The following is a 22,257-nucleotide window of genomic DNA, read 5'->3' on the forward strand; positions in this document are numbered from 1 at the left end:
CGTCCCGCGCTTTCGTGTTGAACACTCAAGCCAAGGGATCATCATGGCCGACAGCGACGCGCCGACCCGCAAGATACAGGTGGCCAATAGCCGTCCCGAGGATTCGGGGCGCGGGCTGGCGCATATGCCGCGCGCGCTGATGGCGGCGCTGGGCATCACCGAGGGCGATGTCGTCGAGATCGTCGGCAAGCAGGCGACCCCGGCGCGCGCCGTCGCCCCTTATCAGGAGGATGAGGGCCTCGACCTGCTGCGCATCGACGGGTTGCAGCGGGCCAATGCGGGCGTCGGCTCGGGCGATTTCGTCGAGGTGCGCCGCGTCGAATCGAAACCCGCGACCCGCGTCGTCTTCGCCCCCGCGCAGGAGAATCTGCGGCTCCAGGGCTCGGCGCAGGCGCTGAAGCGCACCTTCTTCAACCGGCCGCTCTGCCAGGGCGATGTGGTGGCGACGGCGGGGCAGCAGCGTGTGACCAACATGCCGCCGGGCGTCGCGCAGTTCATGAACGCGCCCGCCTATGCGCTCCAGGAAATCCGCCTCGCGGTCGTCGCGGCCAGCCCCAAGGGCGTCGTCCATATCGACGAGAATACCGAGGTCGAGTTGCGCCCCGAATATGAGGAGCCGCGCGAGGCTCGCCGTGCCGACGTCACCTATGACGATATCGGCGGCATGGCCTCGACCATCGATCAGCTGCGCGAGATGGTCGAACTGCCGCTGCGCTATCCCGAGCTGTTCGAGCGCCTCGGCGTCGAGCCGCCCAAGGGCGTGCTGCTCCATGGCCCGCCCGGCACCGGCAAGACGCGGCTCGCCCGCGCCGTCGCCAATGAATCGGACGCGCAATTCTTCCTGATCAACGGGCCCGAAATCATGGGTTCGGCCTATGGTGAATCCGAACAGCGCCTGCGCGAGATTTTCGAGGAGGCGACCAAGTCCGCTCCCTCGATCGTCTTCATCGATGAGATCGACTCGATCGCCCCCAAGCGCGACCGGGTACAGGGCGAGGCGGAGAAGCGGCTCGTTGCGCAGCTCCTGACCTTGATGGACGGGCTGGAGGCGCGCGCGAACCTCGTCATCATCGCCGCCACCAACCGGCCCGAGGCGATCGACGAGGCGCTGCGGCGGCCGGGTCGTTTCGACCGTGAGATCGTGGTGGGCGTCCCCGACGAGCGCGGGCGGCGCGAGATATTGGGCATCCACACGCGCGGGATGCCGCTGGGCGACAAGGTCGATCTGGCCGAGCTGGCGCGCACCACCTTCGGGTTCGTCGGCGCCGATCTGGCCGCGCTGACCCGCGAGGCGGCGATCGAGGCGGTACGGCGGATCATGCCGCGCCTGAATCTCGAGGAGCGGACGATCCCCGCCGAGGTGCTCGACACGCTGTCGGTGACGCGCGAGGATTTCATGGAGGCGCTCAAGCGCGTCCAGCCCTCGGCGATGCGCGAGGTGATGGTGCAGGCGCCGACCGTCCGCTGGGAGGATGTCGGCGGGCTCGACACCGCGCAGATGAAGCTGAAGGAAGGCGTCGAGCTGCCGCTGAAGGACCCGGACGCCTTTCGGCGGCTGGGTATCCGGCCCGCCAAGGGCTTTCTGCTCTATGGCCCGCCCGGCACCGGCAAGACGCTGCTGGCGAAGGCGGTGGCGCGCGAGGCGCAGGCCAATTTCATCGCCACCAAGTCGAGCGACCTCCTCTCCAAATGGTATGGCGAGAGCGAGCAGCAGATCACCCGGCTGTTCGCCCGCGCGCGGCAGGTGGCGCCGACGGTCATCTTCATCGACGAGCTCGATTCGCTGGTCCCCGCGCGCGGCGGCGGCCTGGGCGAGCCGCAGGTGACCGAGCGGGTGGTCAACACCATCCTGGCGGAGATGGACGGGCTGGAGGAATTGCAGTCGGTCGTCGTGATCGGTGCGACCAACCGCCCCAATCTGGTCGACCCCGCGCTGTTGCGGCCGGGCCGGTTCGACGAGCTGATCTATGTCGGCGTGCCCGACAAGGCGGGGCGTCGGCGGATCCTGGGCATCCAGACCGCGAAGATGCCGCTCGCACCTGATGTCGACCTGGACGATGTGGCGGCGCGGACCGATCGCTTCACCGGCGCGGACCTGGGCGACGTGGTCCGCCGCGCGGGCCTGATCGCGCTCCGCAAGTCGCTGGGCGCGCAGGAGGTCGACATGGCGGCGTTCGACGAGGCGCTGACCGAGGCGCGGGCCAGCGTGACCCCCGAAATGGAGCGCGATTACGAACAGATCGCCGCCCGGCTGAAACAGGATGCGGCGGCGATTCAGCCGATCGGTTTCATCACGCCGGGAATGCTGACGCCAAGGGGCGACAAGCAGCCTTGAGGGAAAGCCCCTCCTTCCGGCGGGGAGGGGGCTACGGCGGATCGACATTCAGCATTGCTTCTTCTTGCCCTCTCCCCTGGACAGGGGAGAGGGTTAGCGAAGCTTGCCAGCCTGCTGGCTAGCGCAGCTTGGGTGAGGGGTTGAGCGAGCCCAAAGGCTCGCGCGCTCGCTTCGCGAGCGCCCACCCCTCACCCAGCTCCGACTAAGCCTTTGCTTTCGCAAAGACCAAGTCTGCGAGATCAGCGCTTTGGGGCGGAAGAGTCGCTATCCCACCCATAACTCCGCCCCACTTCGGACACCGCGACCTCGTATCGCGAATACCACTCCGCCCGCCCATATTCCCGGATCGCCGCATGTTCCGGATGCGCCCGCCACGCCAGCGCGCTCGCCTCGTCCGCCCACCAGCTGATGGTGATCCCCAGCCCGTCCGCTCCGCGCACGCTGTCGACGCCGCAATAACCCGGCTGCTCCGCCGCAAGCGCATCCATCGCCTCCGCCGCGGCCGCATAGCCCGCCGCGTCGTTCTCGGTCCGTTGCGACACGAAGATTACCGCTATCTGCCCCGTCCGATCCATCGCCGCTGCTCCGTTCGCCCCATCGCTTTGCGGTGGAATGCACCGCCCCGGCGCAACCCAATAGCTTGAAAGTCGTTCGGCACCTGTGCGACGAGGGGGTTTCCCTCGCGTCTCCTCCTCGCGGGGATCACGAACGACAGGAACTCGATGCCCAGCTCGACCACCGCCGCGCGCAAGTCCCGCACCGAAGCCACGGGTTATCCGTCGCCCGGCCAGATGTTTTTTCAGCAGTTTCTGAAGCATCCGGTGATGGTGGGCTCGATCATCCCCTCGTCCGGCAAGCTGATCCGCAAGATGCTGGCTCCCGTCGACTGGGCCAACACCAAGCTGTTCGTCGAATATGGCCCCGGCGTCGGCACCTTCTGCCGCCCGGTGCTGGACCGGATGGCGCCCGATGCGAAGCTGATCGCGATCGATACCAATGCCGATTTCTGCGACTATCTGCGCCACACCATCATCGACCCGCGCTTCACCGCGGTGAACGGCTCGGCGGCGGACGTGCAGAAGATCGTGCGCGACCATGGCTTCGACCATGCCGATTATGTCCTGTCGGGCCTGCCCTTCTCGACCCTGCCGCCCGGCGTCGGCCCCGCCATCGCCCAGGGCACGCACGACGTGCTGCGTCCCGGCGGCGCGTTCCTGGTCTATCAGTTCAGCCCCAAGGTGAAGGACTTCCTGACCCCGCACTGGGACAATATCGACCACGACATGGAATGGTGGAACGTGCCCCCGGCGCAGCTTTACTGGGCCTGGAAGGACTGATCGGCCGGGGCGTCGCCCCGGCGCAGGCCGGGGCCTTTCATGCGACGGGGCGACGGTCGTCCATATTCCCGCCCTTGTCGGGATGACGTCCTAATCCCCGTCGGGCGATTCGATCCCGAAATTCAGCCCGCGCGACACCGACGGATCGATCACCGCGATCAGCAGATAGGCCGCGAACTGGCGCAGCCGCTGGAACCAGCCGGTGTTCCGCTTGTACCATTCGGGCGTGATCGCCTCCGACCGGGCGATTTCGGCATCGACATAGGCGCGGACATGGTCGGCAAAGGCGCGGTCCTCGATCCGGAGCATCAGCTCCAGATTCACGAACAGGCTGCGCATGTCGAAATTGGCGGAGCCGATATGCACCGCATCGTCGATCGCATATAATTTGGTGTGCAGCTTGGTGAGCTGATATTCATAGATGCGCACGCCCTTGCGCAGCAGCCCCGCATAGGTGAAGCGCGCCGCCGCGATCGTCGCCTCATTGTCCGACTGGCCCGCCGTCACGATCCGCACCTCGGCATCGCGACGCCCGGCACGGTCCAGCCGCCGCAATATGGTCGGGCTGGGGGTGAAATAGGCCGCGATCACGTCGATCCGCCGCCCCCGCCGCATATCGTCGCGCACCGTGCGCGCCCAGGGCGACAGCCGCCGCGTCGGCCCGCCGATCAGCCAGCGCAGCGCCCCCGTCGACTCGCTCCAATCGGCCAGCGCGCGGTTCAGGTCGCGCAGCCGCCCCTTGGCATCCTGCGTCCAGGCGAACAGCGCATCGAAATAGCCCGCCATCCGCGCCGCCGCCGGTCCCTCGACCACCAGCCCCAGGTCGCGCCAGCTCTGCTCGGCGGGGGTGCCGAAATAATCGTCCTCGATATTGAAGCCGCCGATGATGATGGAGGGCGAGGGGCCCTCGGCATCCGCCAGCGCCAGCTTCTGGTGGTTGCGCAGCAGGTAGCGGCGGCCGAAGCGCGGCTCGAAGCGCGACAGCCGCGCGCCGGTTGCGACCAGCGGCCGGAAGAACGCCTCATCCGCGCCCGCGCCGAATCCGTCGACCACCACCGACACCGCCACCCCGCGTCGCGCCGCCGCGATCATCGCATCGCGCACCCGGCGCCCGGTCGCGTCGTCGGCATAGATATAATAGAGGATGCGCAGGCTGATCCGTGCGCCCTCGATCAGTGCCAGCAACGCCGCCAGCCGTCGCGGGCCGGTGTCGAGCAGGGTCAGCCGGTGGCCATCGACCGGAAAGACGGGCTGTTCGGGCGGGGCGGGTGACGAAATGGCGAACTCCTGAAAGGCCCGGTGATCCTGACGAAAGCGTAACGAGCCAAGCGACATATGCGTTGCACGCGCGGCGGCTTTTGACTTGTGCGCCCTTTGCTGCTAGGTGGCCCGCTTTCATCCCAGCATTATTTGCGAAGGACACACGCATGGCGCGCGTCACCGTCGAAGATTGCGTCGACAAGATTCCCAACCGTTTCGATCTGGTGCTGTTCGCGGCGCAGCGGGCCCGTCAGATTTCGGGCGGGGCGGATCTGACCGTCGACCGCGATCGCGACAAAAACCCGGTCGTCGCGCTGCGCGAGATCGCCGAGGAAACGGTTCGCCCGACCCATCTGGAAGAAGCCGTGGTCAACAGCCTGCAGCGCGTCCAGATCGACGACGAGGACGAGGCGGATGATGTCGGCAGCCTGCAGGCTTCGGCCGAGGCGCTGCGCCTGACCGCCGCCGCGCCGCCGCGCAACCAGAATCTGGGTGCCGATTACGACGGCTGATCGCGCCCGCGATCATGCGAAAAGGGGCCGGTGCGAACCCTCGCGCCGGCCCCTTTCGTTTGCGCGGCACGATCAATGGCACCCGCCGGTTGGCGAGGTGGAAACCTTGCGTGAACGCGCAGCGCGGGGATCGGTGCTGGGCCGATCAGCGATGATCGATGACGTATCGCTTCAGCACATCGTCCATGCGGGTCTGCCAGCCCGGACCCGTAGCTTCGAAATAGTCCACCACCTCCGGCGATAGGCGGATGGTCTTGGGAATCTTGGTGCGGCGCTTTTGAGGGCCACGGACGCGCTGCATTTTTTCCGCCAAGGCGGGCAGCGCTTCCGAAAACGGCCGGGCGCTGGCCAGTTGCGCGTCGGTCAGTTCCGGGGTGTCGGACACGGCATCCATATCGGCTTGGGTGTAGGGTTTCGTCATTCGACCAGTTTCCTTTCCTTGGCGCTCGCGGGGCGGGCGGAGATGATCGAAAGTCCTTCGCTGCCCAGCGTGGCGAAAATGACGGTGATGACGCCGTTCAGGCGACCAACCGCGAACCAGCGGCCTTGTTTCGCTTCACCGATCATTGCGGACAGGAAGAACGCATCGTCGATATCGGCAAAATCAATGCCGTGCTTGGCGAGGTTCGCGGCGCGCTTCGGTTCGTCCCAAACGATCGTCATGATCTTTTTGTAAGTACGAAAAGCCGAATCGCCAACTCAAATCGTACTTACAATATGCGTCGTGCGATCGGTCGCAGAGCCGCCATTACCACTCCGCTAGACCGACTCCGACAGGATCTTCGCAAAGCAGACGGCCTCGGGCCGCCCGGCATATTTCCCGAAATTTGGGATGCGCCAATAGCCGTTCTTCTCGTAGAATCGCACGGCCCTTTCATTGACCCGTCGCGTCTCCAGCCAAAGCTGGCGATATCCATCGGCCCGCGCGCGGGTTTCGAGACAGGCGAGGATGGCCGCGCCGACACCCTTGGTTCCGGGCAGGGCGAACATCCGCTTGAGCTCCGCCACGCCCTCCGCCAGCGGCCGATACGCGCCACAGCCGAGCGGCCTTCCTTCGTCGTCATACGCCAGCACGAACGACGCGCCGTTACCCTGTACGTCCAGGGGATCGAAGGATGCTCGGCCGCTGTCCCCGGTTATCGCCTCCAGCGCGTCGGAAAGCCGGTCGAGCAGCCGGGACGACGCCGGATCGGTGGGGTCGGCGGGTTCGATACGCATTCGAGGAACGGCTCCTTCAAGGGCAAGGATCATCACGCCCACCCGTCTGGCGCCCGCTCGCGGGATTGTCGAGCGTGTATTGACACAATAATACACATGAGCGATCCTCTCCGCTTCTCAATGGGGAGAAGGTCCATGTACAGCGAAAGCGACATCGACGGTGCGGTGGCGGCGGGGGCGATTTCGTCCGATGCGGCGGCGGCGCTGCGACGGCACGTCGCGACGGTCCATGCCGCACCGGCCGTCGACGAGGAGCATTTCCGGCTGCTCACCGGGTTCAACGACATCTTCGTGTCGATCGCGATCGCGCTGCTGCTCGCCGCGCTGGGGCAGATTGGTTTCAGCATCAGCCATGGGCTGGGCGGTGCCTTCGTCGCGGCGGCGGCGTGGATGCTGGCCTTCTATTTCACGGGCAAGCGGCGGATGGCCTTGCCCAGCATCCTGTTGCTGCTCGCCTTTGTCGGCGGTGTGGCGGGGGGGCTGATCGGGTTCATCGAGACCCTCTGGTCGAACATCAACGGCACGGCTGGCGCCTTGGCGATGTCCGGGGTGGGGCTGGTCTCCGCCGGAGCGGCATGGCTGCACTGGCGCCGGTTCATGGTGCCGATCACCGTGGCGGCGGGGGCGGCGGCGTTGGTCGCGGTCGTGATCGGGCTGTTGATGGCGGCGTTCCCCGATATCAAGCAGGGCATGTGGCCGATCCTGCTGGTCTGCGGGATCGGCGTGTTCGCGCTGGCGATGCGCTGGGACATGTCGGACCCCAGGCGCGAGACGCGCCGGGCGGATGTCGCCTTCTGGCTGCACCTGGCCGCCGCGCCGATGATCGCGCATCCGATCTTCCAGATGCTGGGCGTGTTCGACGGAGAGATCGGCGCGGGCGTCGCGGTGATCGTGTTGGCGCTCTACCTGCTGTTCGCGGGGATCGCGCTGGCGGTCGACCGGCGGGCGCTGCTCGTCTCCAGCCTCGTCTATGTGCTCTACGCGCTCTATTCGCTGTTCCGCAGCGCCGGGGCGGTCGAACTGGGCGCGGCGTTCACCGCCTTCGTCATCGGCTCGGCGCTGCTGACGCTGTCCGCCTTCTGGCAGCCGATGCGGCGGATGGTCGTCGGCTGGCTGTCGCAGCCGATGCGCCTGCGCCTGCCGCCGGTGCACCAGCCCGCCTGAGAGCGGGCCGGTACCGCTGAAACGTATCTATAGCCGCTGAGGCCTCGCCGCCCGCCGGAGACGGGCGGCGATGTCGCGTTCAATAGGCATAGGCCCGGACCAGATCGTACAGATAATCCCGCCCGTCATAGAGCGACTTCACCCGGATCCGCTCGTTCAGGCCGTGAATGCCCGACATGTCCTTTTCGATGAAGATACCCGGCGCGCCGTAGACCGGGATGCCGATCGTCTGGAAGAAGATGCCGTCGGTCGCCCCCGTCGACATCATCGGGACCAGCGGGACGCCTGGGAAGTGCTTGGCGGCCAGCGTCTTCATCGGGCCGATGATCTTGGGGTCGAGTTTCGGCGGGATGGCGGTCGGGCGCACCGGCTGGTTGGCGGTGACGGTGATCTTCGGTCCCGCCAGGTCCTTCAGCTTGGCCAGCGTGCCCTCGACCGTCTCGCCGGGGAAGATGCGGCAGTTGATATTGGCGGTCGCGCGCTGGGGCAGCGCGTTTTCGGCATGACCCGCCTGAAGGAGCGTCGCAACGCAGGTGGTGCGCAGCGTCGAGTGCAGCGCCTTGTCCTGGCTGACGACGGCGTCGGCGGCCTTGTCGTTCGGATCGGCGAGCAGCCGGGTGATCGCATCGCCGAGCGGCCCGCCGACCTTCTGCGCGGTCGCGGTCAGGAAGGCGCGGGTGGTGTCGGTCAGCTGGATCGGAAACTCGTAACCCTGCACCGCCTTCACCGCGTCGGCGAGTTCGTAGATCGCGTTTTCGGGCGTCGGCTGCGAGCTGTGACCGCCCGGATTGGTGGCGAGGAAGGTATAGTTCTGCGCCGCCTTCTCGCCGACCTGCACCGCCAGCAGCTCGCGCTTGCCGTCCGAATCGAGCCGCCCGCCGCCGCCCTCGTTCAGCACGAACTCGGCCGCGACCAGATCGGGCTTGTTCTTGGCCAGCCATTCCGCGCCGTTGAACGCGAAGGTCGTTTCCTCGCCACAGGTCAGCGCCATCTTGATCGTGCGCTTGGGCGGGGTCTTCTTCAGGCGGATCAGCGTATCGGCCCAGATCGCGCTCATCGCCTTGTCGTCGACGGTGCCGCGGCCATAGAGGAAGCCGTCCTCTTCGATCAGCTTGAACGGATCGCGGGTCCAGTCCTCGCGCTTGGCCTCGACCACGTCGAGATGGCCGAGCAGCAGCATCGGCTTCAGCCGCTTGTCGGTGCCGGGCAGCACCGCGACGATGCCGCCGTCCTTGGGATGCTCGGGCACCGAAAACAGGGTGATGTCGGCGTCCTTGTAGCCTGCGGCCTTCAGCCGGTCGGCGATCTGGGCGGAGGCCTGGGTACAGCTGCCCACCGACAGGCTGGTGTTGGTCTCGACCAGCTGCTTGTACAGGTCGAAGAACGCCTTCTGGTCGGGACGGGTCTGCGCCGCCGCGAGCCCCGGCATCATCGCCAGCGTCGCGGCCACCCCGCCAAGCCATTTCGCCAACCGCATATCTGATCCCCCTGATTATCGTTTCGGTGGGGAATAGAGCGTGTTGCGGGAGGCGGCGCAAGCGACGGAATGTTCCTCCCCTGGAAGGGGAGGTGGCGCGCGTAGCGCGTCGGAGGGGTGTCCCGCTCTCGATAGGGCGACACCCCTCCGTCAGGGCTTCGCCCTGCCACCTCCCCTTCCAGGGGAGGAAAGGGGTTCGCCTAATCCTTTGCCCCGGCGCGATTTCGCGCTAGCAGTCGCCGATGGACCATCCCGACGCCGTTTCCCGCTCGCGCCTGATCTCTCCCTCGCTGTTCGCGCTGTCGATCTTCTACGGCGGCATGGTGTGTATCGCGGGCGTGCTGGGCAATAAGCAGGTCGCGCTGGGGCCGCTGGCGGTCGAGGCGGGGATCTTCGCCTTCCTGCTGCTGGTCGTGACGTCGAGCGCGGTGGCCGAGCTGCATGGGCCGCAGGTCGCCGGGCGGCTGGTGCGGGTGGGCTTCGTGCCGCTGCTGGTGTCGCTGGCGCTGTCGTGGATCGTCTGGATGCTGCCGCCCTCGCCGGAGATGATCCCGGCCAATCGCGACGCGATCCAGCTGGTGCTGGGATCGACCTGGCGGATCTGGCTGGGCGGCATCGTCGCCTATGGCGTGTCGCAGACGCTGAACGTCACCATCTTCGCCGCTCTGAAGGGCAAGGAGGGCAGCAAGCTGCTCTGGCTGCGCGCGGCGGTGGCCAGCATGCTCAGCCAGGTGGTCGACACGCTGCTGTTCGTCACCATCGCCTTTTACGGCGCTTTCCCCATCGGCCAGCTGATCGTGGGACAAATGATCGCCAAGGTCACGCTGTCGGCCGTTCTCGTCCCGCCGCTGATCTATCTGTTCGTGGGGCTGGGGCGGCGGCTCGATCGCGCCTGATCCATATTGCCGGTTTTCCCCGTTCCCGACCCGCGATAAAGGGCCGCTCATGACCAACCACGATCCCGACGCCGCCCTGCTTGCCAAGGCCGAGACGCTGACCGAGGCGCTGCCCTATCTCCAGCGTTATGCGGGCAAGACCTTCGTGGTGAAATATGGCGGCCACGCCATGGGCGACCCCGAGCGGCAGCGGGATTTCGCCGAGGACATGGTCCTGCTGAAGGCGGTCGGGATCAACCCGGTGGTCGTGCATGGCGGCGGGCCGCAGATCGGCGCGATGCTCAAGCGCCTCGGCGTCGAGTCGCAGTTCGTCAACGGCCTGCGCGTGACCGACAAGGAAACCGCGCAGATCGCCGAGATGGTGCTGGCGGGATCGATCAACAAGGAAATCGTCAGCTGGATCTCCGCCGCCGGGGGCCGCGCGGTCGGCATCTCGGGCAAGGACGCCGGGCTCGTTATCGCCGAGAAGGTGCAGGGGCGCGAGGCCGATCCGCTGAAGGGGATCGAGCGGCATGTCGATCTGGGCTTTGTCGGGGAGCCGGTCGCGGTCGACCCGCGCCTGATCGAGAGCCTGTGCGCCGACGGGATCATCCCGGTCATCGCGCCGGTCGGTATCGGGCTGGACGGCCATACCTATAACATCAACGCCGACACCATGGCGGGCGCGATCGCCGCGCGGCTGGGCGCGTCGCGCTTCTTCCTGCTGACCGATGTCGCGGGCGTGCTCGACAAGCAGGGCGAGCTGATGACCGACCTGAACCCGGCACGGATCGCCGAGCTGCGTAGCGACGGGACGATTTCGGGGGGGATGATCCCCAAGCTGGAGACCTGCGTCTCGGCGGTCGAGGCCGGGGTGGACGCGGCGGTGATCCTGGACGGGCGCGTGCCGCACGGGATGCTGTTGGAGATCTTCACCAAGCAGGGTGCGGGGACGTTAGTGCGCCGGTGATCGGGGTGAGGTCGGGGCGTGGCCTTCGACTTCGCTCAGGCTGAACGGTGGTTGAGCGGTCTAACCTAGCCTCTGGCCGCTCCCCTCCCGCAGGCGGGAGGGGGTGGGGGAGGGCACGGAGTCTCACAGAGACCGTCGCCCGTGGCCAAACCCCCACCCCAAACCCCTCCCCCCTACCGGGAGGAGGGGCTTAAGAAGATGACGGGCTTCAGGTCAAAAATCGACCGCCACCCCCTTCAATTCCCAATCCCCGTATCGCACCGGATTCTTCCCCAACGGGTCGTCCTGCGGCTCGGGCTTGGCCTCGGGCTGCGGCACCGGGGTATTCTGCGACAGATAGGCGGGCGGCTTCACATGGTCGGGGCGCTGGCCCATGGGCGGTCCTTTCGACTAAGGGGCAATGATTGCAGCCCATGTCGGGGCTGACAGGAGTTTTGCCAAGTGACACGCCCCCCCCAATCGCCTTCGCGCCCCGGCCGCCCCGATCGTCGCGGGCCGCCCAAGGGCGGTGACCGGCGCGGGGGACCGCAGCGCCCCTCCGAGCCGCTGGGCACCGCCACCCGCCGCGCCGCCATCCGTCTGCTCGATGCGGTGCTGCGCCGGGGCGAACCGCTGGAGGCCGCGCTCGCCTCGGCCACCCGTGCGCTGGCGGGCGGACCGGATCGGGGCCTGGCGCATGCCATCGCGGCGGAGACGCTGCGCCGCCTGCCCGATCTGGACGCGCTGATCGACTCGGCGACGAAGCAGCGGCTGCCCGACGATGCCAAGGCGCGTTTCGCGCTGCGCATCGCGCTGGTCCAGGTGCTGGCGCTGGGCACGCCGCCGCATGCCGCGATCGCGACTGTGCTGCCGCTGGTCGATGGCGGCCCGCGCAAGCTGGTCCACGGCGTTTTCAGCACCATCACCAAGAGCGGCGTGCTGCTCCCCGAAATCCCCGCGCTGCCGCCCGCGACCGAGGAACGCTGGGAGGCGAATTGGGGGGAGGACATGGTCGAGGCCGCCGCCCACGCCATCGCCGCCCCGCCGCCGCTCGACCTGACGCTGGCCGATCCGTCCGCGACCGCGCAGTGGGTGGAAAAGCTGGGCGGGGTCAGCCTGTTGTCGGGTCATGTCCGCCTGCCCTCGGGCAATTTGGTGATGGAATTGCAGGGCTTTGACGAGGGCGCCTGGTGGGTGCAGGACCTCGCCGCCTCGATCCCCGCGCGACTATTGGGGCAGGGGCCGGGCCATGTGCTCGACCTGTGCGCCGCGCCGGGGGGCAAGACGCTGCAGCTCGCCGCCGCCGGTTGGACCGTCACCGCGATCGACCAGTCCGAATCGCGGCTCGCCCGCCTGGCCGAGAATCTCGAGCGCACCGGCCAGTCGGCCGAGGTCGTCACCGCCGACCTGCGCGAATGGAGCCCGAAGGGGCAGGTCGACGCGATCCTGGTCGATGCGCCATGCAGCGCCAGCGGTATCTTCCGCCGTCACCCCGACGTCCTCTACCGCGTCCGCCCCGCGATCATCGCCGAGATGGCGGAGTTGCAGCGGGTGATCCTGGCCCGCGCCGCCGACTGGCTGAAACCCGGCGGGACGATGGTCTATGCCACCTGCTCGCTGGAGCCCGAGGAGGGCGAGCGCCAGATCGCGGCGTTCCTGGCCGAGCGGCCCGATTACGCGCTGTCGCCGATCGCGGGCGAATGGCCGGGGATCACCGACCAGGGCACGATCCGCACCCTGCCGACGATGCTCGCAAGGGAAGGGCGGCTCGACGGGTTCTTCATCGCGCGGCTGCAACGCAAAGGCTGACTTGGGCGCGATAGGACGTTAAGGACAAATGCCATGCTCCCCGTCCGTATCGCACCCTCCATCCTGTCCGCCGATTTCGCCAAATTGGGCGACGAAGTCCGGGCCATCGACGCCGCGGGCGCCGACTGGATCCATATCGATGTGATGGACGGGCATTTCGTGCCCAACATCACCATCGGCCCGGCGGTGGTGAAGGCGCTGCGCCCGCATACGGACAAGCCGTTCGACGTGCATCTGATGATCTCGCCGATCGACGCCTATCTGGACGCCTTTGCCGAGGCGGGGGCGGACACCATCACCGTCCATCCGGAGGCGGGGCCGCACATCCACCGCACGATCCAGCATATCAAGGGGCTGGGCAAGCGCGCCGGGGTCGTGCTGAACCCCGCCACGCCCGCCAAGATGCTGGATTATCTGATCGACATGGTCGACCTGGTCCTCGTCATGAGCGTGAACCCCGGTTTCGGCGGCCAGAGCTTCATCGAAAGCCAGCTCAAGAAGATCGCGGCGATCCGCAAGATGATCGAGCATTCGGGCCGCGCCATCGATCTGGAGGTCGATGGCGGCGTCGATCCGGCCTGGGCGAAGCGCTGTATCGAGGCGGGGGCCGATGCGCTGGTCGCGGGAACGGCGGCCTTCCGGGGCGGTCCCGACCACTACGCCGCCAATATCGCCGCCCTGCGCGGTTGAGCGCGATGCGGAGCGGGATCGAGGGCGGGTCCACCCCGCAGGCTGCCGACAGCATCGAGGAAGGCAAGCGGCTGGTCCGTGTCGGCACCGGCGGGCTGTCGCTCGCCGACCGGCTGAGCGAGCATCTCCACCGGCTGACCTGGCGCACGCCGCTGCATTCGCTGCGGCTGAAGGGGCGGCATCCGCTCAAGCTGATGGCGGTTCCCGAAGATCCGATCCTGGGCGATATCGAGCGCGGTCATGCGCTGCTCGGCGGGGTGCTCGACTGGCGCGGCGAGGAGCGCGGGGTCGAATCGATCGATTTCGCGCATCCCGACTGGTCGAGCGGCTTTGCCGACCATCTGCACGGCTTTGCCTGGCTGCGCGACCTGTCCAGCGTCGCGACGCGGGCGCAGGGGGCGCCGATCGCCGAATATCTGATGGGTCGCTGGCTCGACGCGTTCGGGGACAAGGTCGATCCGGTGGCGTGGCGGCCCGATCTGTGGGGCCGCCGCATCCTGTTCTGGACCGCGCATGCGCCGCTGATCCTGTCGTCGACCGATCTCGTCTATCGCTCGCGCGTGCTCAACACGCTGGCGCGGGGCGCGCGGCATCTGGATCGCGGCGCGGACAAGGCGCCCGCCGGAGTCGCGCGGATCGCGGCCTGGTGCGGCGTCGTCGCGGCGGGACTGCTGCTGGCGGGGGGCGATCCGCGCCAGGCGTTCGGCGAGGCGGGGCTGAACCGCGCGCTCGACACCGGCCTGTTCGCCGATGGCGGCGTCATCGCGCGCAGCCCGGCGGTGCAGCTCGACGCGGTCATGCTGCTGACCATGATGCGCGAGGTCTATGACGCGCGCGGGCTGGCCTTCCCGGAAGCGTTCCAGGCGCGGTTGCAGAAGATGATCTCGGCGCTGCTCGGCGTGATGCATGGCGACCGCGCGCTGTCGAGCTGGCAGGGATCGGGGCCCGAGACGCCCGAGAAGATCGCCGCCGTCATCGAGGCGTCGGGCGTGCGCACCCGGCCGCTGCGCCAGGCGGGCGACTGGGGTTATCAGCGGCTGGCGGCGGCGCAGACCGTGCTGGTCATGGACGCCGCGCCCCCGCCCATCGCGCGCGCGATCGAGGGGGGCTGCGCCTCGACGCTGGCCTTCGAGTTTTCGGACGGGGCGCAGCGGATCGTCGTCAATTGCGGCGGCGCGGGCGCGACCGTGGCACAGGTCCCCGCCAGCCTCGCGCATGGCCTGCGCACCACGGCGGCGCATTCGACACTGGTCCTGGGCGATTCCAACTCCACCGCGATCCATGCCGACGGCACGCTGGGGCGCGGCGTCGCCGAGGTCGAGCTCAGCCGCCAGGAATCGGACGCGGCCAGCCGGATCGAGGCGAGCCATGACGGCTATGTCCGCCGCTATGGCTTTCTCCACCGCCGCCAGCTGCTGCTGACCGGTGACGGGCGCGAGCTGCGCGGCGAGGATGCGCTGTTGCCGCAGGGGCGCAAGCGCCAGGCCGGATCGACCCATTTCGCGCTGCGCTTCCATCTGGGCGACGGGGTCGAGGCGGTCATCACCGCCGAGAGCGGGCAGGCGATCCTGCGGCTGGACGACGGCGCGCTGTGGCAGTTCCGCTGTCGCGGCGGCACGCTGGCGATCGAGGAGTCGCTGTGGATCGACGGCACCGGCCGCCCGGTCGCGACTCAGCAGCTGGTCGTGACGGGCGAAACCCCGGCGGGCGGCGCGCATGTCAGCTGGGCGTTCAAGCGGGCGCTCTGAGCGCTCGCCCCGGCGAAGACCGGGGCCCAGTCGAACCAGCAAATTCCTACCCTGCAAGGGGAGGGGGACCATGCGAAGCATGGTGGAGGGGTGTCCCCATTAGAGAGGAAGCCTGCCCTGACGAGCGGTGACACCCCTCCGTCAGGCCTGCGGCCTGCCACCTCCCCTTGCAGGGGAGGAATCATGCTTCCCCGAATCACATTTTGCGCTTCGGCGAATCGGAGTCTATCGGGGCCGCAAACTCTCCCCAGCATGTAGGACCCGCAGCCCGATGGCCGTTTCGCTCCCCTCCGCTCCCTCCGTCGACACCGTGCCGGTCCGCCGCGCGCTGCTGTCGGTGTCCGACAAGACCGGCGTCATCGACCTGGCGCGCGCGCTGGCCGAGCGCGGGGTCGATCTCGTCTCGACCGGCGGCACCGCCAAGGCGATCCGCGATGCCGGCCTGCCGGTCCGCGACATCTCCGAGGTGACGAACTTCCCCGAGATGATGGACGGCCGGGTCAAGACGCTGCACCCGATGGTCCATGGCGGCCTGCTCGCGGTGCGCGACGACCCCGCACATGCCGCCGCGATGACCGAGCATGGCATCGGCGCGATCGACCTGGTCGTGGTCAACCTCTACCCCTTCCAGCAGACGGTCGCGAAGGGGGCGGAGCGGCCCGAGATCATCGAGAATATCGATATCGGCGGCCCGTCGATGGTCCGTTCGGCGGCCAAGAACCATGGCTATGTCTCGATCCTGACCGATCCGGCGGACTATGCCGACTTCCTGGCCGAACTCGCCGCGAATGACGGCGCCTCGACGCTGAAGACCCGCCAGCGCCTCGCCGCCAAGGCCTTTGCCGCCACCGCCGCCTATGACTCGGCGATCGCCCAGTGGTTCGCCTTCGCCGATCAGGGCGAGGCCTTCCCGGCCACCCTGCCGCTCGCCTTCACCCGCCACCCCGAGACGCTGCGCTATGGCGAGAACCCGCATCAGGTCGCCGCGCTCTATCTGCCGCAAAAGGGCGGTCAGGGCATCGCCCAGGGCGAGCAGCTGCAGGGCAAGGCGCTGAGCTACAACAACCTCAACGACGCCGATGCCGCGCTGGAGCTGGTCAGCGAATTCATCGACGGCCCGCCGACCGTGGTGATCGTCAAGCACGCCAATCCCTGCGGCGTGGCGAGCGGCGAGACGCTGCTCGAGGCGTATCAGGCGGCGTTCGCCTGTGACACGGTGTCGGCGTTCGGCGGCATCATCGCCTGCAACCGCCCGCTCGACGCCGAGACGGCGGAAGCGATCTCGGGCATCTTCACCGAGGTGGTGGTGGCACCCGACGCGAGCGCGGAGGCGCGCGCCATCTTCGCCAAGAAGAAGAACCTGCGCCTGCTGCTGTCGGGCGAGCTGCCCAACCCGTCGCGCCCCGGCCTGATGATGAAGTCGATCGCGGGCGGCCTGCTGGTCCAGAGCCGCGACAATGGCCGCCTGACCGACGACATGCTGAAGGTCGTCACCAAGCGCGCGCCGACGGCACAGGAACTGGCCGATTGCCGCTTTGCCTGGACGGTTGCCAAGCATGTGAAGTCGAACGCGATCGTCTATGCCAAGGGCGGCTCGACCGCCGGTGTCGGCGCGGGCCAGATGAACCGCCTGGAATCGGCGCGCATCGCCGCATGGAAGGCCAAGGACGCCGCCGACAAGGCGGGCTGGGCCGAGCCGCGCACCATCGGTTCGGCGGTCGCCTCGGACGCCTTCTTCCCCTTCGCCGACGGCCTGCTCGCGGCGGTCGAAGCGGGCGCGACGGCGGTGATCCAGCCGGGCGGCTCGATCCGCGACGACGAAGTGATCGCGGCGGCGGACGAAGCCGGGCTGGCGATGGTGTTCACCGGCATGCGCCACTTCCGGCATTGATCCGAAAAAGGCCCCTTCCGAAGCGTTCGGAAGGGGCCTTCTTATGCCCGACCCATAGCCCAACCGTTCACGCTGAGCGTAGTCGAAGCGTCATCCCATGGCCTTCGACTACGCTCAGGCTGAACGGGCGTTGAGGCGTTACCGCGTGATCCCGCCCGCATGGGGCAAGGTGGCTTCCTCCGCGCTCGGCGCCTTGCCGAACAGCGCGCGGTCCGCCGGACCGAAGGCCCAGCGCCACAGCACCAGCAGATAGGTCGCCGCGATGGCGGGCTCGCCGAACAGCAGCTCGGCCCATTCCAGCCGCTTGGGCAGCAGCGTGAAGGCCCCGCCCACGACGATCGCCGCGCCTGCCGCCCAGAGCAGCGGCCAGCGGAAGGGCGAGACGGGCGCATTCAGGATGCCCGACAGCACCCGCGCCTTGATGACCGAGGTCATCGTCACGCTCATCGCCAGCGCCACCGCCGGGCCGGCCGCCGCCCAGGTCTGCGGCCAGCCGAGCGCACGCATGCCCAGGATCAGCGCGAAGCTGAGGCCGATCTGCACCCCCAGCATCGCGATCGAGATCATCAGGTTGCGATGCCGCGCGGTATAGACCAGCGCCGATTCGCACACCGCGCCGGTCGAGGCCAGCACCTCGGCGAACAGCAGGAAGGCCAGCGCGGCGGTGCCCGACACGAATTGCGGGCCGACCACGCCCATCACGCCCTCGCCGGGAATCGAGCCCATCAGCGCCAGGCAGCCCTGCGCCGCCATGATCCAGAACGCCACCTGCCGCACCTGTCGCGCGATCGCGCCCATATCGCCATTGGCCAGGCTCTGGGTGATGACCGGGCCCAGGATCGGGTCGAAGCTGGTCTTCAGCTTCTGCGGCAGCGAGGCGACCTGCTGCGCCATATAATAGATGCCGACGATGCGCGGCTCGAACATCACGCCCAGGATGAATCGGTCGACGTTACGCGTCCCCCATTCCAGCGCGTCCGCCCCCGCCAGCGGCGCATTGGCGCGGGCGAGCGCGAAGACGCGGGCGAGGCGCGGGCTCCAGCCATGCGGCAGGCCATAGCTGCGCAGGAACGGCACCAGGCTGGCGATCAGCGCCGCCGTCATCGATGCGACATAGGACAGGACCAGGCCGTCGCGGATCGTGAAGAAGGAAAAGACCCAGGCCGCGATCGAGATCGTCCAGGGCTCGACCACCGCGCGCGCGGTGACGGTCGCCTTGACGTTCAGGCGATAGGCGAGCGCGGCGAGACTGACGTCCGACCAAGCGATGGCGACGATGATGCAGGGCAGCCACCGGTCCAGCCCGGTGATCGCGCTGTTGGGATAGAGCAGCTCGGGAAAGGTCCACAGCACCGCGCTCGCCAGGACCGAGGCCAGGAAGGCGAGCGCCATCGCGTCCCACACGACATGGACATGCGGCCGCTCGGTCGAGGACAGCGCCTGCGCCAGCCCGCGCTTCATGCCCAGCGTCGCGATCAGCGCCGCCAGCTCGACCACGACCACCGCGATCGCGAAGCGGCCGACCAGATCGGGGCCGTACATGCGCCCCGCGATGAACAGAAAGGGGATGCGCGCCGCCAGCCGCAGCGCGAAGCCCGCGATATTGGTCCGCCCGCCCTTGGCGAGCGTATCGATGTCCTTGCTCTCGGCCATCAGCCGCGACGATTTCGGGCGAGGGGGCGCGGACAGGTCAATGCGCCGCGCCCCAGCTCTTGCCGAACCCGATCTCGACGCCCAGCGGCACCGACAGCGTGACCGCCGGTTCGGCCGCGCCCGCCATCACTTCGCGGATGACCGCCCCGGCCGCCTCGGCATCGGCCTCGGGCGCCTCGAACACCAGTTCGTCATGCACCTGGAGCAGCATCCGCACATGGCCCAGCCCGGCGGCGGCGAGCGCGGGTTCCATGCGGACCATCGCGCGCTTGATGATGTCGGCGCTGGTCCCCTGGATCGGCGCATTGATCGCGGCGCGTTCGGCCCCCTGGCGCTCGCCCTGATTACGTGAGGCGATGCGCGGGAAATGCGTCTTGCGGCCGAAGAGCGTGCTCGTAAAGCCCTTCTCGCGGACGCTCGACAGCGTCTCGGCGATATAGCGGTTGATGCCGGGGAAACGCTCGAAATAGCGGTCGATCATCGCTTGCGCCTCGTCCGCCGACACGTCGAGGCGACCCGCCAGCCCCCAGCGCGAAATGCCGTAGAGGATGGCGAAGTTGATCGTCTTGGCCCGGCCGCGCGTGTCGCGATTGACCTCGCCGAACAGCTCCTTGGCGGTCAGGCTGTGAATGTCGTCGCCATTGGCGAACGCGTCGCGCAGCGCGGGCACGTCCGCCATATGCGCGGCGAGTCGCAATTCGATCTGCGAATAGTCGGCGGCGATCAGGACATGGCCGTCCTCGGCGATGAACGCCTCGCGCAGCTGTCGCCCGACCTCGGTGCGGATCGGGATGTTCTGGAGATTGGGCTCGGTCGAGGACAGCCGCCCGGTCTGCGCGCCGGTCAGGCTGTAGCTGGTATGGACGCGGCCCGTCTTGGGGTTGATCTGCGCCTGGAGCGCATCGGTATAGGTGCTTTTCAGCTTGGACAGCTGGCGCCATTCCAGGATCTTGCGGACGATCTCCGCCGCCTCGCCACCGTCACGGGCCAGGCGTTCGAGTTCGGTCACGTCGGTCGAATAGACGCCCGACTTGCCCTTGCGCCCGCCCTTGAGACCCAGCCGATCGAACAGGATCTCGCCCAGCTGCTTGGGGCTGCCGATGGTGAAGGGGGTGCCCGCCATGGCATGGATCTCACCCTCCAGCGCGGCGATCTGCCCGGCGAATTCGGTCGAGAGCTGCGACAGGCGCTCGCGATCGACCTTGATCCCGCGCCGCTCCATGCTCGCGATGACGGGGACGAGCGGGCGGTCGACCATCTCGTACACGCGCGTCGCCTGCTCCATGGGGAGTCGCGCCTTGAACCGCTTCCATAGCCGCAGCGTGACGTCGGCATCCTCGGCGGCGTAGCGGGTGGCGGTCTTCAGATCGACCTCGTGGAAGCCGAGCTGCTTCTTGCCGGTGCCGACCACCTCCTTGAAGGCGAGGCAGGTGTGCGACAGATGCGTCGCGGCCAGTTCGTCCATGCCATGGCCGTGCAGGCCCGCGTCGAGGTCGAAGCTCAGCACGATCGTGTCGTCATGCGGCGCGATGGCGATGCCGCGCTCGCCCAGCACGATCATGTCGAACTTCAGATTCTGGCCGATCTTGAGGACCGACGGGTCCTCGCACAGCGCCTTGACCCGCTCGAGCGCCGGTCCGACCGGAATCTGCACCGGCACTTCGGCCAGCAGGTCGGTGCCGCCATGCCCCAGCGGGATGTAGCACGCCTTGTTGGGGGCCAGGCACAGGCTGACCCCGACCAGTTCGGCCTGGGTCGCGTCGGTCGAGCTCGTCTCGGTATCGATCGCGACGAAACCCTGGGCCTTCGCCTCGGCCACCCATTGGTCGAGCGTGGCGAGGTCCTGCACCGTCGTATAGCCGTCGAGATTGCACGGCTCGTCATCGTCCATCGCTGCGGCGGGCGCGGCCTCTCCGGCGACGGGGGCAGGCGCGGCGTCGTCGGTGATCTGCCCCATCTTGGCGATCAGCGAGCGGAAGCCGTGATGCTCCAGAAACGCGCGCAGCGGCGCATCCGGGATGGTCGGATGCAGCGCCAGTTCCTCCAGCGGCTGGGGCAGCGGTGCATTGCATTCCAGCGTGACCAGCCGCTTCGACAGCCGCGCATTCTCGGCATGTTCGATGAGGTTGTCGCGCAGCTTGCCCTTCTTCATCTCGGGCGCGGCGGCGAGGACGGATTCCAGATCGCCATGCTCGACGATCAGCTTGGAGGCGGTCTTGGGACCCACACCCGGCACGCCCGGCACGTTGTCGACGCTGTCGCCCATCAGCGCGAGCACATCGCCCAACTGCTTGGGGCCCACGCCGAACTTCTCTTGAACATACGCCTCGCCCAGACGCCGGTTGTTCATCGTATCGAGCATGTCGAGGCTGCCATCCTCGACCAGCTGCATCAGGTCCTTGTCGCCCGAAACGATCGTGACCTGCCACCCCTCGGCCATCGCGGCGCGGGCGTAGCAGGCGATCAGGTCGTCGGCCTCCAGCCCCGCTTCCTCGATGCAGGGCAGCGAGAAGGCGCGGGTGGCGTCGCGGATCATCGGGAATTGGGGGACCAGATCGGGCGGGGGCGGGGGCCGGTGCGCCTTATACTGGTCGTACATGTCGTTGCGGAAGGTCTTGGACGACTTGTCGAGCACCACCGCCATATGGGTCGGCCCGTCGGCGGCGTTGATCTCGTCCACCAGCTTCCAGAGCATGGTGGTATAGCCGTACACCGCCCCGACCGGCTCGCCATGCTTGTTCGTCAGCGGCGGCAGGCGGTGATAGGCGCGGAAGATATAGCCGGAGCCGTCGACGAGATAGAGATGGGGCATGATCCGCGCGGTTTAGCGGAACAGAGAGAGGGTAAACAGCCCCTGATCGCACCGGTTTTCGATGGCTGTGGCGGATGGGCCACGGCGGGGGCGACTTCGATCTCTGCCTCGCAAATGTCACATTCGGTCAGAACAACCGAAAATCCTCGTTCATCACAAAGCGCCCTTTCGGTTCATCACCATGCGTTTCGAAGATTGCCGTCAGAACGTCGTCCACGAAAAGGCCTGCAACGGAAGAAACCGCACTCCACCGCACCCGCACAGGAGCATCGGACCGAAGCGGGATCGCAGGGCCGACATCCAATGCAGCGATGATCGCATTCCCTGCGGGTTTGCGCATGTCCAACAGGTAGAAATATGCGCTTTCATCATCGCGCTCGAAAACGACGCCAAACTGTCCCGTGGCTTGGATGGCGCTTTCATAGATGTCGATCACCACGAAATGGTGCGGCAAATCTTCCTCCCCTGCAAGGGGAGGGGGACCAGCGAAGCTGGTGGAGGGGTGTCGCCCTATCGAGAGCGGGACA

At 67.7% G+C, this 22,257-nt stretch carries 20 protein-coding genes; 10 read left to right on the forward strand and 10 right to left on the reverse strand.

Annotated features, from left to right (window positions below):
- Positions 1-43: 43 nt before the first annotated feature.
- The gene (locus QE385_RS11385; RefSeq protein ID WP_307101893.1) at positions 44-2,335 is read left to right on the forward strand and encodes a CDC48 family AAA ATPase; all 2,292 of its coding nucleotides are present in this window, start codon (positions 44-46) and stop codon (positions 2,333-2,335) included.
- A gap of 239 nt (positions 2,336-2,574) precedes the next feature.
- Here QE385_RS11385 and QE385_RS11390 read toward each other — a convergent pair whose 3' ends face one another.
- Positions 2,575-2,910 (reverse strand): antibiotic biosynthesis monooxygenase, encoded by a 336-nt coding sequence (locus QE385_RS11390; protein WP_307101895.1) that lies wholly within the window; start codon positions 2,908-2,910, stop codon positions 2,575-2,577.
- A 147-nt stretch (positions 2,911-3,057) separates the two neighbouring features.
- On the opposite strand from QE385_RS11390, the gene QE385_RS11395 reads away from it, so the two are divergent.
- Positions 3,058-3,672 (forward strand): class I SAM-dependent methyltransferase, encoded by a 615-nt coding sequence (locus QE385_RS11395; protein WP_307101897.1) that lies wholly within the window; start codon positions 3,058-3,060, stop codon positions 3,670-3,672.
- A gap of 90 nt (positions 3,673-3,762) precedes the next feature.
- Here QE385_RS11395 and QE385_RS11400 read toward each other — a convergent pair whose 3' ends face one another.
- Positions 3,763-5,007 (reverse strand): phosphatidylserine/phosphatidylglycerophosphate/cardiolipin synthase family protein, encoded by a 1,245-nt coding sequence (locus QE385_RS11400; RefSeq protein WP_373424657.1) that lies wholly within the window; start codon positions 5,005-5,007, stop codon positions 3,763-3,765.
- Positions 5,008-5,099: 92 nt separating this feature from the next.
- Between QE385_RS11400 and rpoZ the strand changes: the two genes are divergently transcribed.
- Positions 5,100-5,444 (forward strand): DNA-directed RNA polymerase subunit omega, encoded by a 345-nt coding sequence (gene rpoZ / locus QE385_RS11405; protein WP_042486773.1) that lies wholly within the window; start codon positions 5,100-5,102, stop codon positions 5,442-5,444.
- Between the two features lie 145 nt (positions 5,445-5,589).
- Here rpoZ and QE385_RS11410 read toward each other — a convergent pair whose 3' ends face one another.
- The 3 genes from QE385_RS11410 to QE385_RS11420 form a co-directional block, all read right to left on the reverse strand.
- On the reverse strand, positions 5,590-5,865 hold the full coding sequence (locus QE385_RS11410) for a BrnA antitoxin family protein (RefSeq protein WP_307101899.1): 276 nt from the start codon (positions 5,863-5,865) through the stop codon (positions 5,590-5,592).
- Positions 5,862-6,107: a BrnT family toxin gene (locus QE385_RS11415; RefSeq protein ID WP_307101901.1), complete on the reverse strand. Its 246-nt coding sequence runs from the start codon at positions 6,105-6,107 to the stop codon at positions 5,862-5,864. The genes QE385_RS11410 and QE385_RS11415 overlap by 4 nt, the downstream gene beginning before the upstream one ends.
- 96 nt (positions 6,108-6,203) lie before the next feature.
- Positions 6,204-6,662: a GNAT family N-acetyltransferase gene (locus tag QE385_RS11420; RefSeq protein ID WP_307101903.1), complete on the reverse strand. Its 459-nt coding sequence runs from the start codon at positions 6,660-6,662 to the stop codon at positions 6,204-6,206.
- Between the two features lie 135 nt (positions 6,663-6,797).
- Here QE385_RS11420 and QE385_RS11425 point away from each other — a divergent pair, with 135 nt between their 5' ends.
- A complete protein-coding gene (locus QE385_RS11425; protein WP_307101905.1) occupies positions 6,798-7,826 on the forward strand; it encodes a hypothetical protein in 1,029 nt (342 codons plus the stop codon).
- 79 nt (positions 7,827-7,905) lie between these two features.
- Here QE385_RS11425 and QE385_RS11430 read toward each other — a convergent pair whose 3' ends face one another.
- Positions 7,906-9,303: a M20/M25/M40 family metallo-hydrolase gene (locus tag QE385_RS11430; protein WP_307101907.1), complete on the reverse strand. Its 1,398-nt coding sequence runs from the start codon at positions 9,301-9,303 to the stop codon at positions 7,906-7,908.
- A 242-nt stretch (positions 9,304-9,545) separates the two neighbouring features.
- On the opposite strand from QE385_RS11430, the gene QE385_RS11435 reads away from it, so the two are divergent.
- Together QE385_RS11435 and argB are read left to right on the forward strand one after the other, a co-directional pair.
- Positions 9,546-10,199, forward strand: a complete 654-nt coding sequence (locus QE385_RS11435) for a queuosine precursor transporter (RefSeq protein ID WP_307101909.1) — start codon at positions 9,546-9,548, stop codon at positions 10,197-10,199.
- 49 nt (positions 10,200-10,248) lie between these two features.
- A complete protein-coding gene (gene argB, locus QE385_RS11440; protein ID WP_307101911.1) occupies positions 10,249-11,148 on the forward strand; it encodes an acetylglutamate kinase in 900 nt (299 codons plus the stop codon).
- Positions 11,149-11,361: 213 nt separating this feature from the next.
- On the opposite strand, the gene QE385_RS11445 is transcribed toward argB, so the two are convergent.
- Positions 11,362-11,523, reverse strand: coding sequence for a DUF1674 domain-containing protein (locus tag QE385_RS11445; protein WP_307101913.1), 162 nt, complete (start codon positions 11,521-11,523; stop codon positions 11,362-11,364).
- A 66-nt stretch (positions 11,524-11,589) separates the two neighbouring features.
- Here QE385_RS11445 and QE385_RS11450 point away from each other — a divergent pair, with 66 nt between their 5' ends.
- The 4 genes from QE385_RS11450 to purH all read left to right on the forward strand — a co-directional run bounded on the left by QE385_RS11450 (position 11,590) and on the right by purH (position 17,265).
- Positions 11,590-12,936: an RsmB/NOP family class I SAM-dependent RNA methyltransferase gene (locus QE385_RS11450; RefSeq protein ID WP_373424658.1), complete on the forward strand. Its 1,347-nt coding sequence runs from the start codon at positions 11,590-11,592 to the stop codon at positions 12,934-12,936.
- Positions 12,937-12,969: 33 nt separating this feature from the next.
- Positions 12,970-13,626: a ribulose-phosphate 3-epimerase gene (rpe, locus tag QE385_RS11455; protein WP_307101915.1), complete on the forward strand. Its 657-nt coding sequence runs from the start codon at positions 12,970-12,972 to the stop codon at positions 13,624-13,626.
- 5 nt (positions 13,627-13,631) lie between these two features.
- Positions 13,632-15,374, forward strand: a complete 1,743-nt coding sequence (locus QE385_RS11460) for a heparinase II/III family protein (RefSeq protein ID WP_307101917.1) — start codon at positions 13,632-13,634, stop codon at positions 15,372-15,374.
- Between the two features lie 271 nt (positions 15,375-15,645).
- A complete protein-coding gene (gene purH, locus QE385_RS11465) occupies positions 15,646-17,265 on the forward strand; it encodes a bifunctional phosphoribosylaminoimidazolecarboxamide formyltransferase/IMP cyclohydrolase (RefSeq protein WP_307101919.1) in 1,620 nt (539 codons plus the stop codon).
- A gap of 138 nt (positions 17,266-17,403) precedes the next feature.
- Here purH and QE385_RS11470 read toward each other — a convergent pair whose 3' ends face one another.
- The 3 genes from QE385_RS11470 to QE385_RS11480 form a co-directional block, all read right to left on the reverse strand.
- Entirely contained in the window at positions 17,404-18,918 is a 1,515-nt protein-coding gene (locus QE385_RS11470) for a lipopolysaccharide biosynthesis protein (RefSeq protein WP_307101920.1), read from the reverse strand.
- Between the two features lie 37 nt (positions 18,919-18,955).
- Complete coding sequence (gene polA / locus QE385_RS11475) at positions 18,956-21,730, reverse strand: DNA polymerase I (protein ID WP_307101922.1); 2,775 nt, start codon at positions 21,728-21,730, stop codon at positions 18,956-18,958.
- Positions 21,731-21,857: 127 nt separating this feature from the next.
- A complete protein-coding gene (locus QE385_RS11480; RefSeq protein ID WP_307101924.1) occupies positions 21,858-22,166 on the reverse strand; it encodes a DUF2251 domain-containing protein in 309 nt (102 codons plus the stop codon).
- Between the last annotated feature and the right edge of the window lie 91 nt (positions 22,167-22,257).

Source organism: Sphingomonas sp. SORGH_AS_0950 (assembly GCF_030818415.1).
Taxonomy (GTDB): domain Bacteria; phylum Pseudomonadota; class Alphaproteobacteria; order Sphingomonadales; family Sphingomonadaceae; genus Sphingomonas.